Raw genomic sequence first — 16,306 nt, 5'->3', positions numbered from 1 at the left:
TTTGCCCATGATTTCTTCGCAAAGATATGATCAGCGTGGCGTATCAGCCTCCAAAGATGACGTTCATAATGCCATAAAAAATATCGACAAAGGCATTTTCCCCAAAGCTTTCTGCAAAATAGTACCCGATATCTTAACCAACGATCCTGAGTATTGCAATATTATGCATGCCGATGGCGCGGGCACTAAATCGTCATTAGCTTATACTTACTGGAAAGAGACCGGTGATATCTCTGTATGGCGCGGTATTGCCCAGGATGCCATCATCATGAACCTTGATGATTTGCTTTGTGTTGGCGCTACTGACAACATCCTGCTGTCATCAACCATCGGCCGCAATAAAGGCCTCATTCCCGGTGAAGTTATTGCCGCTATCATTAATGGTACCGAAGAAATTTTAGCCGAACTGCGCGGGGCCGGCATCGGCATTTACTCAACCGGCGGCGAAACTGCTGATGTGGGCGACCTGGTACGCACCATCATTGTTGATTCGACAGTTACCTGCCGTATGAAGCGTGAAGATGTGATTTCCAACCACCGCATTGAACCCGGCGACGTTATTGTAGGCCTTGCCTCATACGGTCAAGCTACTTATGAAAAAGAATACAACGGCGGCATGGGCTCAAACGGCCTTACATCTGCCCGTCATGATGTTTTCAATAAAACTATTGCCGATAAATTCCCCGAAAGCTATGACGCGGCCATCCCTTACGAGCTGATCTTTTCGGGCAGTAAAAACCTTACCGATGCAATTGACATTGGCAACGGTGAAACCGTAACGGCAGGCAAGCTTGTTTTAAGCGCGACCCGTACCTACGCCCCTATCATTAAACAGATATTGGATGGCTATCGCAGCCAGGTTCACGGCATGGTACATTGCAGCGGCGGCGCGCAAACCAAAGTATTGCATTTTGTAGAAGGTTTGCATATTATAAAAGACAACCTGTTCCCTGTACCACCACTGTTTAAACTCATTCACGAGGAATCAAAAACCAGCTGGCAGGAAATGTACAAGGTATTTAATATGGGGCACCGTATGGAGCTTTATGTGCCTGAAGCTATAGCTGCTGACCTGATCAATATTTCAAAAAGCTTTGGTGTTGATGCACAGATCATTGGCCGTGTAGAAAAGGCAGATACTAAAAAAGTAACCGTGACATCGGAGTTTGGAGTGTTTGAGTACAAATAAAAATTATCATAAAAAGGGTTATTAGCAGATCAATCCGCCAATAACCCTTAGTCATTTTCAACCTATTATCAATATCTGCCTATATAACCTATTCCTCCGGCAATTCCATAACTTTTAATATAGGATCCAGGGGTAGCTGTACCATCATATGTAAAGCCCATTTCCTGAGTTATTATATCGCTATATAACTGAATTGAATTTACCCCCGGAGAAATAATTAGTAATCGTTTCCGTAGGTCGGTAAGGGTCGTAATAAACTAAGGATCCCTCAGTTATATTGAGCCTTATCGGGGAGGTAATAGTTTTAGGAATTGTGCAAGCCGCATCCTGGAAAAAATCAACATATACAGTATATTCATGGTGTGCGGTATATTCATTATCTATCTGATCGCCCAGAGGAACGAATCTTAATTTAGCAAACAAGCTGTTAAAGTAAAGATAATTCACACCGGCAATATCGCCAGCAGACAGGTAATATCTTTGTTGGAAAAATTCAGTTCCATCTAATTTAGTCATCTGAAAAGCCGTGTTACCATTTATACGGGCGTCTGGATTATCAGAAGGATATAACATTATCGAATCGAAATCAAAAAGTCCGATTTGATATCCGCTAAGTCCGGGATAAGTATCGTACTGCGGGCGCCAGTTACTGTTGATATTTGCATAATTTACATTAATATAGGCACCTCTGTCAGTTCGGGCCTGCTCGTGCATCAAACCAATAGCGTGCCCAATTTCGTGAAGAACCCCGCCAAAATCAACGTTATTTATCAACCTGATTTGTTGTGGACCTCCTACCATTCCAAGCTGCGAATCGCCGGATCCCTGAGCGGGCGCTCCTGAAAAAACGATATAGTTTGCCTGGTTGGTCCTTTGAATAAACTGAAGCTGGGTGTGTGAACTCCAGTAAGATATCGCAGCGTTAATAGTACCCTGATTTACCGGGTTATTAATAGTATAATAAACTTTGCCACCAGGCCACAATAAATTAAAATTAGAGGTAAAGGTGCTATGCTCTTTAACTGTACTTTGCGCCGATAGCTTTTTTGTTGAACTATGGTTCTGGATATATTTCAGCTGGTTTGCAGATAATACTATATCACCACCTAAAATGTATTCATCATTTACTTTTTGCAGGACTACCGTCGAGCCATCATTCATATAATAGGTAACGTATTCTCCCATATCAGCCGGATGGGCCTGAGGAATGATCACCTGGTTGTTTGCTTTTTCGGGAGCACTATCATTTTGAGCTGACTTTCTTACTTCACTTTTTTTACAAGAACCTAAGACGAGGATTAACAAAGCGAAGAAACCCCAGAGGGAGAGATGTTTTTCTGTTTTCATTTGATAAGATTTAAGTAATTATTAATTAATCTGAAATTAACTATTATTTATAAATACCAAATAAAAAAAATATAAATTTAACATTAACAAAAAAAGGCCCCGGTCAAATCGACTGGGGCCTTTAAATATGTTTTTAACTGTAGTTATTAGTTAAAGATATACCTTACACCAATTTGTCCCTGGAAACGAGAAGCTAAGCTGATATCGTTTTGGAATGATTTGGTAACAGGGATCTGGTTATTAGCATCAAGATAAGGGAATGAATAAGTTGCCTGACCAGTGGTAGCATCTTTACCCATATACCTTAACACAGTGGTTGCACCATTGTTGAAGCCGCTGTATGATACTTGGTAAGTACCCCAGTTACGGTTCAATAAGTTGGTAAAGTTGATTACATCGAAAGTAAACTCTAAAGTGTTTTTAGTTTTACCGGCTTTGATCATGAAGTCCTGAGCAAAGTGCAAATCTAACCTTTTGTAAGTTGGCAAGATAGCACCGTTACGCTGAGCAAACTGGCCTCTGTGTGCACTTAAGTACGAATCCTGGTTGATGAAGTTATTCAACTGGTTCCATATCTGACCAGCGGTACGTGGATCAGCAACACCATTGGTACCGGCAGGGGCTTTAACCAGGATAATGTCACCCTGATTTTTAGGGATATACATCAAGTCGTTAGTGGCGCCGTCACCGTTTGGATCGTTAGCTGTGATGTACGAGATAGCACCGCTGTTAGCTGCTTCAAATACTAAACCAACTGTGGTAGCTAAGTTTTTAGCGTATTGTTTACGGTATGATACAGTAGCAATGATACGGTTTGGCTGTACGTATGAGCTATTTGAAAGGTTATCAGTATTTGGGTTACCCGCAACATACCTGGTGCTCCAGATAGTGCTTGCAGTTGAACCGCCGTCGTTAACATCTTTCGATTTGGTATAAGTATAAGCTACGCTTGCAGCAAAACCATTTGTAAAGCTTTTCTGTAACTGACCAGTAATGAAGTATGAGAAGCCTTTGTGAGTATTTCTCATGTAGTACAAACCATTGATAAATGGATTTTGTGCTGTAGTTGGGTTAGTTGCAGTTGGACTAGTTGTATTTTTAGAAGTGTACTGAATTTGACCTTCAACACCTGGAAGAGTTGTATAGCTATCAGACAATACTAAGTTTTGGTGATAGATAGCTCGGATATCTTTGGTATAAGCACCTTCGATAGTACCCACGATACCACCAGGTAATTTCTGATCGATAGCTAAGTTAGTTCTCCAAATTTTTGGATATTTCAGGTTGGGATCAGCAACGTCAAGCTCGTATGAAGTATTTGCTGCTGCATTTGACGGGCGGTAAGCATTTACGTCTGGTTTGAAAATTAAGCTTGGGTTAGTTGGGTCGTTAGCTTTGGTAACAGTTTTTGAACCGAATAGCAAACCGTTGTTTGAAGCCTGGTTTGAAATCCATACGAAAGGAACCGAACCGGTAAATAAACCAGAACCACCACGCAACTGGGTTGAACCATCGCCATTAACGTCCCAGTTAAAGCCAACACGCGGAGAAAGCTGTATCCTGTTTTTAGGCAATTTAGAAACGTCAACATGCGTACCACCCTGGAAAGTTAAAGCAGCGGCATTGCTGTTTGCGGCCAAAGTAGTAGGAAATTGATCATAATCTGCCCTTAAACCATAAGTTAACCGGAAGTTATCGGTTAAATGAAGCCTGTCCTGTACGTAAACACTGTAAATAGAAGCTTTGATTTTAGCATAAGGGAAACCGCTGCCAACTGCCGAGTAACGTAAAGTATAAGCAGCAGCAGGTTTGTCATTCAAGAAATCAGATGCTGAATTATAGGTATATAAACCATTATAGTCAGGAGCGAAACCGTTCGTGTAGCTCTGGATCTGGTTGCTTGTACCGATAGTGAACTCGTGTTTACCAGAGAAGATGGTTAAATCATCAGAAAACTGGAAGATATTGGTATTTAACAAGTTACCGGCAGTATAAAGTTCAGAACCAAAGCTGGTTGCTGTTGCAGAAGCCGGAGTTAATACGTTACCTGCGTCATCGCTTGTACCGTTGCCTATATCGACCATAGGTATTGATGAGCTACCAAGGAAGCTACGGAAATCCCTCAAAGCTGAGTAACCAACAGTAAGCTTGTTTGAAACTTTATTGCTGAAACGGCTATCTAACTCAACAATACCGATGTTGAAGTTATTGTTGATGGTATAACCAGAACCGTAGAAAGGTAAAGTATTAGGGCCCGGAGCGCGGGTAGTACCATAACCAACAGATGTTTTACCATCGCTGTTGCTGATACCTGAATTACTTGCAGGCTGGTCTTTAAATGATTTCAGATAGAAATATTTAGCACTTAAGGTGTTGTTTTTGTCGATATTCCAATCCAATTTAGCAGTTAACTTATTGCTTGAAGTACGATATTTATAGCCTTCATAATCGCCCGGATTGTAACCTAAACCGGCCAGTTTCGTTTTGATCAGGTCAAGTGTAGAAGCCTGTACGTTAGATACGTTAGCACCGCTTAAACCAGTCCGGCCAGCAACATAAACTGCCGATGGTGGAGTAGTGATTCTTTCCTGTTCGCCCGACACAAATAAGAACAATTTATTTTTGATGATGGGGCCACCCACGGCAACACCATCTGTATGGTAGTTTACATCAGTTACATTAAGGTTGGTTGGGCCAACGTGGTAACCTTGCAATTTTGAACCACGTGCAAAGTAATAAGCAGTACCTTTTACTTCGTTGGTACCGGATTTTACCACTGTGTTTACACCGGCACCGGTAAAATTACCCTGACGTACGTCGTAAGGAGCGATATCAACCTGGATCTGGTCGATCGCGTCTAACGAAATAGGTTGAGAACTTGTCTGGCCACCTAAAGTACCTGATAAACCAAATGAATTGTTGAACAATGCACCGTCAACAGTAATGTTATTGAAAGTACTTGAACGACCACCAAATGATAAACCGTTGGCAGAAGGAGTTAATTTAGTGAAATCAGACAATGAACGTGCTACAGTTGGCAGGTTTTCAATTTGCTGACGGCTGATAGTTTCGCGGGCGCCGGTACGTGATGAGTTGATCACTTTACCTGCAGTGCCCCTAACAGTTACTTCTTTTAACGAGGTAGTGTTATCAGCAAGCTGGGCAGCAATCCTTTGATCCTGACCAATTGAAAGGGTAATACCTTCCTGAACATAATTTGCGTAACCAATAAAAGTTACTTTGAAAGTGTAGGGGCCGCCTACCCTTAAGTTAGGGATGTTGTAACGGCCGTCGGCACGGGTTACAGTTGAATACACCGTACCTGTTGGGATGTGTGTAATTGTTACGGTTGCACCGGGAATAGCACCTTTAGCATCGGTAACGGTACCGTTAATGCTGGCGGTGGTTACACCCTGGGCTAATACGCTCTTACCAGTGAAGAACGAAAAGCCGATGAGAAGTAATAAAAGAAGGTAATGCTTCCTCATAAATTGCTTTTTTAATTATACGTTTAATTAATTGGCGCAAAGATAATTAATGAACTAATTACCAATGTTAAGTTAACGTTAACAATTATTATATATTTATCAACATTTTACATTATAAGTATAAAAACCATAAAACAATCGTCAAAAACAATGAAAATATTACAAATAATATGGTTTAAATCATATCCGGCTCTAACGGCTGCTTTACGCCCTTTGCTTTTATGACACAGCGCAGATATAAATAACGCGTGGCAGGTGATATATACCGGCAGTACATTTTTTGGTTTCAGCCCTTTTCCTTAGCTTTGGCATTCAAAAAATAGGGGGCTGCGGAAAAACCACAAAAATCCGCGCAGCTTATTTACCTTTGAAACGAAATTAAAGTATATCAATAATAATATGGATTACGATGTAATTGTTATTGGGTCTGGTCCGGGTGGCTATGTTGCTGCTATCCGCGCTTCCCAGCTTGGTTTAAAAACCGCCATTGTCGAAAAAGAATCTTTAGGTGGTATCTGTTTAAACTGGGGTTGTATCCCAACCAAGGCTTTGTTAAAAAGCGCCCAGGTTTTTGAATACCTTAACCATAGTGCCGATTACGGTATTAAAATTAACGGTGCCGGCGAAGTTGACTTTGCCGCAGTTGTTAAAAGAAGCCGTAACGTTGCCGATGGCATGAGCAAAGGCGTTCAGTTTTTGATGAAGAAAAACAAGATAGATGTTCTTGTTGGCTTTGGTAAATTGAAAAGCAAAGGCGCTGTTGAAGTTAAAGCCGCAGATGGCTCAGCTAAAACCTACAGTGCAAAACACATTATATTAGCAACAGGCGGCCGCTCGCGCGAGTTGCCTAACCTTAAACAGGATGGTAAAAAGGTTATCGGTTACCGCCAGGCCATGGTATTGCCGCAGCAACCTAAATCAATGGTTGTAGTTGGTTCGGGTGCTATCGGTATTGAGTTTGCTTATTTTTACAACTCGATAGGTACAAAAGTTACCGTAGTTGAGTTTTTAGATAATATTGTTCCCTTAGAGGATGAGGATGTATCAAAAGGATTAAACCGCATTCTTAAAAAACAGGGCATCAACATCATGACCAGCTCCAATGTGGAGTCGGTTGATACCAGCGGTGATTTGTGCAAAGTAACTGTAAAAACAGCTACAGGCACCGAAGTTCTTGAAGCCGAGATCGTACTTTCTGCAGTAGGTATCGCTACCAATCTTGAAGGCATCGGCCTTGAAGAAAACGGTGTTAAAACCGATCGCGGCAAAGTATTGGTTGATGATTTTTACCGTACCAATGTGGAAGGTGTTTACGCCATTGGCGATATTGTTAAAGGCCAGGCCCTTGCTCACGTAGCATCTGCCGAAGGTATTATCTGCGTTGAAAAAATTGCCGGTCAAAACCCTCACCCGCTTGATTATAACAACATTCCGGGCTGTACCTATTGCTCCCCAGAAGTTGCTTCTGTTGGTTATACCGAAAAAGCAGCTAAAGAGGCTGGGTATGAAGTTAAAGTTGGTAAATTCCCATTCTCAGCCTCAGGTAAGGCAAGTGCTGCCGGCGCTAAAGATGGCTTTGTAAAAGTGATATTTGATGCCAAATACGGCGAGTTCTTAGGCGCTCACATGCTTGGCTACAACGTTACCGAAATGATTGCCGAAGTAGTTACCGCCCGCAAACTGGAAGCTACCGGTCATGAGATCATCAAATCGGTACATCCACACCCAACCATGAGCGAAGCCGTAATGGAAGCCGCTGCCGAAGCTTACGGCGAGTGTATCCACTTGTAAGCCGAAAGTCTTAAGTTCTAAGCCCGAAGTTCTGACCTTATATTTATGAGTTCAAAACCTCGGGCTTCTTTTTTATTATAATATATTTGACTTAAGACTTAAAACGTACGACTTTGAACTTACATACTATCGATACCGGCTTTTTTAAATTAGATGGCGGGGCTATGTTTGGCGTTGTTCCGAAAACCATCTGGAACAAAACTAATCCCGCCGATGAAAACAACCTTTGCAGCTGGGCCATGCGCTGCCTGCTGGTTGAACATGAAAACAGGTTGATATTAGTTGATACCGGCATAGGCAACAAGCAAAGCGAAAAGTTTTTCAGCCACTATTATCTTCATGGTAACGCAAGTTTGGATAGCTCACTGGCTTCACTTGGATTTCATCGCGATGATATTACCGACGTATTTTTAACCCACCTGCACTTTGACCATGTGGGCGGTGCTGTTGTACGCGAGGGTGAAAACCTGCTCCCTGCCTTTAAAAACGCCACCTACTGGAGTAATCCCAAACATTGGGATTGGGCAGTTAACCCTAACGAACGGGAAAAAGCCTCCTTTTTCAGAGAAAACATCATCCCTATACAGGAAAGCGGCCAGCTAAAATTTGTTGATACCGAAGACGGCATCAACTTCATGAAAGATTTTGAGATCCGCTTTGTATCCGGCCATACCGAATCAATGATGCTGCCGCTCATTAATTATAAAGGCAAACAGATCCTATACATGGCCGATCTGCTGCCATCTGTCGGGCACCTGCCTATCCCCTACGTAATGGCTTATGATATGTTCCCGCTGCAAACGCTCACTGAGAAAAAGCTCTTTTTAAATGAAGCACTGGAAAAAGAATACATCCTATACTTTGAGCACGACCCGGTTAATGAGTGCTGCACTTTACAGCAAACAGAAAAAGGCATCAGGGTTAAAGATACGTTTAAACTAAGCGACCTATGACCGTTGATTAGTTTTGATTTCGATGATTCCGTTGATTCTTTAACTCAAAAAACACAAAAGGCATCCCTCGCGGATGCCTTTGTTCAATTGATCGGTTTAGGTTAAAAGCCTCGTCAATTAAATCAGTGCGGTTGAGTTATAAAACCGGATACTATCGCAGCAACCAATCCATAGTCTCCAACCCCTGATCACTTAAAAAAGGTTTAGGTATAAAGAACGTATTATCTTTGGCCGGAGGGAGCGACTAACCACCAACCTCTAACCGTTGATCTCTTTCACAAAAGGTTTAGGATTTCGAGTTATCTGTACTCTCCCTCAAAAATCTCTAATCACAAACCTTTGTCATGATGCATAATTTGAAGGGATTACATAATCAACCTTTAATTTTTGTGCATCTATTTTAATTATTCGCCTTTAGTGGTGGCGCCGCCTTTACCCTGGTTTTCGATCTGCAGTTTTTTAAGCATCTCAGTACCAATCAGGGCATCAATCATACCGCCGCTGCCGCCCTCCTTGCCGCTTACCAGTATCTCAGGAACTAACCTGATGCCTGCGGCAGCCAAAGCTTCGGCTACACGCACTATGGCGTATTGTTCGGTACCCATGGCTTCGGTTTTTTGTTTGGTAACTTCGGCTTCTGATAAACCAATGGCCTTGATCTTGGCACCTTCGGCCATACCATTCACCTCTGTGGCGTTAGCGTCGGCCTTGGCGTTCACTGTTTTTGCTTCGGCATCGGCTTTGGCTATCGTAATCCTTACCTCGGCATCGGCTTTTGCGTTGATGGTTTTAGCTTCTGCCTCACCTTTTGAAGCGGCAACCCTTGAAGCGGCCATCTGGGTGTTAATCTCAACCTGGCGGGTTGATTTTACTACCTCAGGCTGCATATCGGCACCGGCACGGGCGCTTTCAAATTCTTTACGTTCAATTTGCGCGTGGCGCTGTATCTCGTAAGTAACCTTTTCCTCTTCGGCCAGTTTACGGTCGGTAAGGGTTTTCATCAGCGCTGCCGGAGGTACTATGTCACCTATCAGGGTATCCACACCAATTACGTTGTAGGTTTCCAGTACGCGGCCAATGTGTTCGCGGGCATCAGTTTGCCTTTGGATACGGTTGGCCAGGAAGCCGATCACATCACTTTTTTGGGCCGAGTTACGGAAATAGTTGGCAATGGTTGGTTCCAATACCTGCGATACCAGATTTTTCATTTTACCAAACCTTGCTATCACTTTCGGTGCTTCGTTGCGTGGCACGTGGATGATCTGTGACACATCCAGGTTAAAAGTAAAACCATCGCTTGACCTTACCGTAATGGTACAAAGGTTCTTATCCAGTTCGTGCGACTCGGTGCGGCTATCTGCCCAGTTTAATACGATGTTGGTTGTGGGTACAATTTCAACAGCATGGGTATAGATGTTTACCGGGTGCTTACCGGGATCGAGCGGTTCGTCCCAAACCCCTTTTTCATTTCGTTTCACGATGTTACCATGTTTGAAATTATCACCACTGGTATCCTTACCCTCCGGGCCCACAAAGGAGTTCACAACACCTACGTAACCGATAGGGATATAGATCATATCGACCTGCTCAACGCTCACAAACCAGGGGTTGAGGTAATAGGTACCGGCCAGGATCACATCCTCCTGCAAACCTTTGCGACCGCCTGCGGTGATAAAAGCGATTGGGTCCTGGTAGTTTTTATGTCCTGCAACTGATTCGCCGGCTATCTCGCCTTTGTTCAGCGGCTCACCATCCAAAGTGGTAATAATACCTACCTTGTTTTCGTGGATCTGGGTGATAGGCACCATCTCAATATCAAACAAAAAGGTATTGATACGGTAGCTGCCCGGTGTAAGAAAAGCTGCCTGTGGGCCTTTTTGCCCATTATTATCCAAAAATGCTACCGCATCCTGAAACTTATCACAATCAACCGGTTTACCCAGCACGCGGCCGGTATCAAACGAGGCACCGTCTTTTGCTTTTACCAGGCCAAGCTTGTTTTGCTCAATAATGGTAAAGGGCTGCATGATAATAGTATACTGCCATGGCCACATTTTCCAATATAAGCCCGGCGCAAGGCCACGGCCCTGCATACCAGCCTCGCCTTTGGTGGCAATGATCCGACCATCGGGCAGGCGGCTGTTACCGGTAAGGGCAAACTTTTTGATCACCAACCCAATACGGTCGTCCGGAACGATAACCATGCCGCAAAACACGCGCAAAACAAATTTGTACATCAGCAATAACACTATGACGGGTATAACCCACCACAGACTAACAATTAGATTGTCCATTTTTTAAAGATTGTTTTTGATTTTTTTAACGGAACCCTTAAGGTGCGGGCCCTCACAATACTTATAGCTTACCTGGAAGAGTACCTTGGCTATATAGTGTCATTAAGACAGTTGCAATTATACTTTGTTACGAAAAATCTTAAAAATATTTTAAAGTCTCCGTCAAGTACATGTAATTAATTGATACACAGAAAGTAAATTTTATAACGTTTTTAAGAAACATTTTACAACAGACATAGTTAAATAAGTATCCTATTGTTTAATGAATACTTAACATTACCGCTATGAGTATCCCCAAAGACATCAAAAAAGAAGGTATCAGGATAAGTCCGGCAAAAGCGGGTGGCCAGAAAGCCAAAGAGATCAAAACCGAAGGCCCGCTAAGTGAAAAAGACGAAGTGAAGCAAGCTGAAGAGCGTACCAGGAAAGGCACGAAGAAATAATAGTCTTAAGTCGAAAGTCTTAAGTCGGAAGTCCTAAGTCTGTTTCCCTCTTCTCTGTACTTTGAACTTAAGACTTACGGCTTTAGACTAAAGACCAAGCCTTCGCTTTCAATTTCAAAAGCAATTGTATAGTTTTATCCAAACATTTTTCTGTTATGATAAAACAAGGCTTTTTATTGTTTGCTGTTGTGGTTCTTTTTATCGCATCATGTAAACCTGAAGTTTCGGTTAGGACGCTTACCGGTAAATGGAAATATATAAAAATAGAGCATCCAAATGCCAGTCCGCCCGATACCGTAAAACAAGCCGACTTGGATGCCAACGTACCTTATATTCAGTTTACGCCCGAAATGAAATTCCTGATTGTGTGGGGAGGCAAGTTCCTGTCGCACGGCTCTTTTACGCTGAATGGCAGCAACATGAATGTAACCGAAAAACTCCCTGATGGCAAAACCCGCAATTTCGTTTTTTACGTTTCGGAACTAACCGAAAATAAGATAGTTTTTGAAAGTACCGGCCCCGAAGGCTCAAAGGTTACAGCTTTGCGGGCAAGCAAATTTTAAATCAGTTAATTCTTTGCTTGCAGGCCACAAGGCTGTGCCTTGTGGCCTGCACTTACAAGTAATTTAAAATCAAGCGAATCCTGTAATCCTTCGCCGTTGTTGGTGTTATCACCAACAACTCTGCGCTATGCAATTGCAATGCTGAATTAGCTTGTAATTAATAAAAGCAACGAATAGGAAGTTGTTGGTGACACCAACAACGGCGCGAAATCAAGCTATCCTGTAATCCTAAAATCAAGGTTCAATGTGCCGCAACAACATCTCCACTGGCTTCAACCTTGTTTTTTATAAACCGCTTGCCAATAAAAACAATCAGGAGTGCCAAAATTGATGACGCCGCCATAACCGCCGCCATAGGCAGCGAACTATGTTGTTTTATTACAGAGATACCTATAGATGATAAAGCCCCCACGGCCATTTGCGATGCGCCTAATATTGCAGAAGCCGAACCCGCATTTTTAGAGAAGGGAGCAAGGGATAATGCTGATGTATTGGGCGCACAAATGCCAACGCAGCATAACACTCCAAATATCATGGCTATAGTACCACCTATCCCGAACCAATGATTTAATGAACCCGCCAAAAAAACCGTGGAGATAATCACCATTAAAATAAGTGATGCGCCTATCATTTGTTCGCTTTTGTATTTTTTTATAAGCACACTGTTTAGCTGACTTGAACCGATAAACCCTACCGAAAGTCCGGCAAAGATCCAGCCGAACTGCTTTTCGCTTACTTTAAAACCTTCAATAAACACAATGGGTGATGATGAAACATAGGCAAACAAGCCCGCGAAAGCGAACGCGCCGCCTATGGCATAAGTTACAAACTGCGCATCCTTTAAAACCGTTATAAAATGTCCTATAATTGGCCCGGGCTTTAAAGAATAAGCAGGATCGGGCTGATAGCTTTCGGGGAGCCAGAATATTACAGCCAGCAATATGAGTACCGCTATAATAGTTAACACCAGGAAAATGACCTGCCATTCAAAAGCCGCGGTAATATAACTGCCTACAGTAGGGGCCAGCATTGGCGAGGCACCGAGTACCAGGATCAGCAACGAAAATACTTTGGCATTGTCCTCAACCGGAAACAAATCGCGCACCATAGCCATAGCTGCCACGCTTGCCGCACAGCTGCCCACCGCCTGAAAAAAACGCAGAGCAATAAGCATTTCGAGCGATGAAGAAAAAAAACATCCCATTGATGACACGATGTAAAGCCCAAGCCCCCAGTATAATGGGTTTTTACGGCCAAACCTGTCGAGCAAAGGTCCATAAAGTAATTGCCCGGCAGCAATACCAATAAAATAGCTTGATAATGACAGTGCTACCTCATCGGTACTTGTATGCAGGTACCTGGCTATGGCTTTAAAGCCCGGCAGGTACATATCGATAGAAAAAGGGCCAAGAGCCGTAAGCGAACCCAATATGAGGATCAGAACGGTATATTTTTGTTTGGTCATACGTGTGTGTTAGTTAGTTGATGGTTCATGGTTGATAGTTCATAGCTGTGAATGGGCACACAATATATAATGGTCATGCTAAAATTCTATGAACCATGATCCATAACCTATGAACCGAAGCATCAAAACGCCTCGCCTAAATTAAGACTTATTGATGAAAAGTTTTTGCTCACGCCATAATCGAGGCTGATATTGGTTCCTGCTTTTTTATTGAACTTAAAACGCAGGCCTGTGCCGGCGGCCGGGTGCCAGTATACAAAGGCATGGTTTTCGGGCTCGGTGACGGAGTTTACGTTAGCAAACACCACAAAGCCCAATAAACCATTGCGGGTGATATCGCGGCGGTATTCAGTTTCAAAATATACCAGCCTATCGCCCCGGTAACGGCTTTGCGGAAATCCCCTGCCCGATCGCTGATAAGGCTCCCAGCCAAGACTTGGCAGGTTAAGATAAGGTGTGCGGGGTGTAAGTGTTGTCCAGTAATAGGCCCAGAAAGCCAGCACATTTTTAGGCCCCGAGTTGGTCAACTGCACATATTTACGCATATCAATATATAGTGACCTCCAGTCGGTATGGCTTCCAAAAGCCTTGGCATTAACCCGGTAAACTATGTTGGCATAAGCTCCGGGTAGTGGATTGATAGAGTTTTTGCGCGAATCGTACAATAAATTGAGCGTTATGCCCGATGAAAAAGCATCCTGATCGGCAGCGGTGCCATATTTGTAGCCGGTAAACTTACGCAGGTTTTGATCGCCGTTGCTTTCAATATCCATGTAATAGTCAAGATTATAGCCTAAACCGGCATACAAGTATGGCTTTATCTGCTTTAACACGCTTTGATAAAAGCGGAGGTAATTATAATTTACCAGGAACTTATCTTCGGGACCCTGGTTACCTCCCAGGCCCCATGTATATTGAGGATAAACCATCAGCCTGGTATCGCCCTGTATATTCCACTCGTTATTATTAAGCCAGATATTTGACCGGATAGGCAAGCCATACCTCCCCTTCAGATTAAAATAGGGGGTAAAAGTAAAGCTTGATAAATTAGTAGTAGCTTCATCTCCCAGGTAAAACCCAGCTGTTGTTGAAGTAAACAATGCTTTTCCGCCGCTCCGCCCGTCGGTTGTTGAGGTGGGAAAAACAGAAAAGTAGATCTTCTTTCGCTCAGTTGCCTGCTGCCGGGGTTTTATTTTAAAAAGCGAACGTACAATGTCAATAACATCCCGTTGCGGTACTGTATCTTTTTTTATGCTGATGGTATCTGCAACCGGCTGCTGTGCCAGCACCATTGCCGGAATTAAACATAAAACTATTACAGATAACCCTTTTACCATCGTACTTTAAACGAAAAATTTTGCCTTGCTGTTTGGCTGTTAATAAGTTTAATAACGGATAAAACAGGGCAATCGCTTCAATTTAGCTAAATTTTAATTTAAATAAAAAAGGCCTGTAAGCATTGAAACCTACAGGCCCTTATAACAACCATTTAAATTAATGATAGGTTGTTTGTTTAGTTGGTTGTTTTAGTTGTGGCATAATGGTGATGGGGATGTGCCCTGCGCCAGGCAATTCGGGCAGCACGCTGCCTTTTCTCTTCGCGCCGGCGAGCCTCATTGCCGATAATATAACCGCCACCGGCACCAAGCGCACCGCCAACTAAAGCGCCGCCTGCACTATGTGTAATAAGCCCGCCCGCAACCGCGCCGCCGGCTCCACCTATGATTGCGCCTTTGCCTTGTTTACTTATCCCCTTTTTCTTTGTGGTTTGTGCATTGGTTGTGATACTAATGGATAGCATCAGGCCAATTAAAAAGCACATATATATCTTTAGCTTTTTCATAATGGTATGTATTTATAAGTGTTAACATAAACACTCATGCAAATAACAGACCATTATCGAAAATAGCTGCACAAAAATTCAATAACTGAACATTAACCAACAATGGTTATTTCAGGAAAGCCATTACAGCTTTTGAAAATTCGGAAGTGCGGCTGGCGCTGTTATGATCGCCCGGAACGTGAACCAGCTTTGAGCCGGGAATGAGTTTATGAAGAGCAACCTCGTCGCCGTTATCATGATCTTCGATCCCGTCTATGAGCAGTACCGGGATTTTTACCCTGGCTAATTCCTGTTTGCTGGTTGATGGCTGCCACTTTTGCTGATAGGCTAAAGCAAGTTCATCAAAAGGGTTACTGTGGATATATTTAATCATCCCATCAACATCATGAAAGCTGGTATCGCCCATTAAAGCCTTATAAGCGTGAACCCTTCGCGGCCATTCGGGGTTAGTATAAGCATCGCCCATGCCGCCCATTACCGCCTTTTGAACCCGCTTATCCAGCACAAACACGCGCGAAGTGATGATCGAACCGCGGGAATATCCAACAATATCATATCGTTTCAGCCCCAGGCTTGTAGCCAGGCCCATAATGTCTTTAGCTTCGGCATCGTTTGCATAACCCGCATCATCGTGGGGCTTGTCCGACAGTCCGTTGCCCCGCTGATCCAGTATGATCACTTTATAACCATTCGTTAACAGATCATTATAAAGCTTTCCTTTTTTCCAGCCTTCGCCTGTACCCGAAAAACCATGTACCAGTATCACCGGAAAGCCATCGCCTTTCACTTCATAATGGATTTTAACACCATCAAACGAGCTATAATAGCTGCCCGGGGCAGTAACCGGCTGGGCTAATACACAATTGCCGGTAATCAGCATAAAAATTAACAGAGCTAAACTTGCCGATAGTTTTTTGATAACAAGCATAT

At 43.1% G+C, this 16,306-nt stretch carries 12 protein-coding genes; 5 read left to right on the top strand and 7 right to left on the bottom strand.

The features are described 5' to 3' along the window. The first annotated feature begins 7 nt into the window (after positions 1-7). The gene (locus ACP26M_RS02965) at positions 8-1,189 is read left to right on the top strand and encodes an AIR synthase related protein (RefSeq protein WP_426586018.1); all 1,182 of its coding nucleotides are present in this window, start codon (positions 8-10) and stop codon (positions 1,187-1,189) included. 180 nt (positions 1,190-1,369) lie between these two features. Here ACP26M_RS02965 and ACP26M_RS02960 read toward each other — a convergent pair whose 3' ends face one another. Then, entirely contained in the window at positions 1,370-2,536 is a 1,167-nt protein-coding gene (locus tag ACP26M_RS02960; protein WP_426586016.1) for a M12 family metallopeptidase, read from the bottom strand. Positions 2,537-2,682: 146 nt separating this feature from the next. After that, a complete protein-coding gene (locus ACP26M_RS02955; RefSeq protein WP_426586014.1) occupies positions 2,683-6,024 on the bottom strand; it encodes a carboxypeptidase regulatory-like domain-containing protein in 3,342 nt (1,113 codons plus the stop codon). A 399-nt stretch (positions 6,025-6,423) separates the two neighbouring features. On the opposite strand from ACP26M_RS02955, the gene lpdA reads away from it, so the two are divergent. Together lpdA and ACP26M_RS02945 are read left to right on the top strand one after the other, a co-directional pair. Beyond that, positions 6,424-7,815 carry a dihydrolipoyl dehydrogenase gene (lpdA, locus tag ACP26M_RS02950; RefSeq protein WP_426586012.1) on the top strand — a complete coding sequence of 464 codons (1,392 nt, stop codon included), beginning with the start codon at positions 6,424-6,426 and terminating at the stop codon, positions 7,813-7,815. Positions 7,816-7,928: 113 nt separating this feature from the next. Next, positions 7,929-8,768: an MBL fold metallo-hydrolase gene (locus tag ACP26M_RS02945; RefSeq protein ID WP_426586010.1), complete on the top strand. Its 840-nt coding sequence runs from the start codon at positions 7,929-7,931 to the stop codon at positions 8,766-8,768. Between the two features lie 404 nt (positions 8,769-9,172). Here ACP26M_RS02945 and ACP26M_RS02940 read toward each other — a convergent pair whose 3' ends face one another. Next, positions 9,173-11,062: an SPFH domain-containing protein gene (locus tag ACP26M_RS02940; protein WP_354484270.1), complete on the bottom strand. Its 1,890-nt coding sequence runs from the start codon at positions 11,060-11,062 to the stop codon at positions 9,173-9,175. Between the two features lie 284 nt (positions 11,063-11,346). Between ACP26M_RS02940 and ACP26M_RS02935 the strand changes: the two genes are divergently transcribed. Together ACP26M_RS02935 and ACP26M_RS02930 are read left to right on the top strand one after the other, a co-directional pair. Next, positions 11,347-11,505 (top strand): hypothetical protein, encoded by a 159-nt coding sequence (locus ACP26M_RS02935; RefSeq protein ID WP_426586008.1) that lies wholly within the window; start codon positions 11,347-11,349, stop codon positions 11,503-11,505. 155 nt (positions 11,506-11,660) lie between these two features. Then, complete coding sequence (locus ACP26M_RS02930; protein ID WP_426586006.1) at positions 11,661-12,068, top strand: hypothetical protein; 408 nt, start codon at positions 11,661-11,663, stop codon at positions 12,066-12,068. Positions 12,069-12,309: 241 nt separating this feature from the next. Here ACP26M_RS02930 and ACP26M_RS02925 read toward each other — a convergent pair whose 3' ends face one another. From ACP26M_RS02925 to ACP26M_RS02910, 4 genes are all read right to left on the bottom strand, one after another. Continuing rightward, on the bottom strand, positions 12,310-13,533 hold the full coding sequence (locus ACP26M_RS02925; RefSeq protein ID WP_426586004.1) for a multidrug effflux MFS transporter: 1,224 nt from the start codon (positions 13,531-13,533) through the stop codon (positions 12,310-12,312). A gap of 122 nt (positions 13,534-13,655) precedes the next feature. Further along, complete coding sequence (locus tag ACP26M_RS02920; protein WP_426586002.1) at positions 13,656-14,870, bottom strand: hypothetical protein; 1,215 nt, start codon at positions 14,868-14,870, stop codon at positions 13,656-13,658. Between the two features lie 176 nt (positions 14,871-15,046). Next, positions 15,047-15,376, bottom strand: a complete 330-nt coding sequence (locus tag ACP26M_RS02915; RefSeq protein WP_426586000.1) for a hypothetical protein — start codon at positions 15,374-15,376, stop codon at positions 15,047-15,049. A 106-nt stretch (positions 15,377-15,482) separates the two neighbouring features. After that, positions 15,483-16,304, bottom strand: a complete 822-nt coding sequence (locus ACP26M_RS02910) for an alpha/beta fold hydrolase (protein WP_426585998.1) — start codon at positions 16,302-16,304, stop codon at positions 15,483-15,485. Between the last annotated feature and the right edge of the window lie 2 nt (positions 16,305-16,306).

Source organism: Mucilaginibacter sp. R-33 (assembly GCF_049949235.1).
Lineage (GTDB): Bacteria > Bacteroidota > Bacteroidia > Sphingobacteriales > Sphingobacteriaceae > Mucilaginibacter.
Note: the sequence above shows the minus strand (reverse complement) of the source record. Positions and strands in the feature narration are given on the sequence as shown.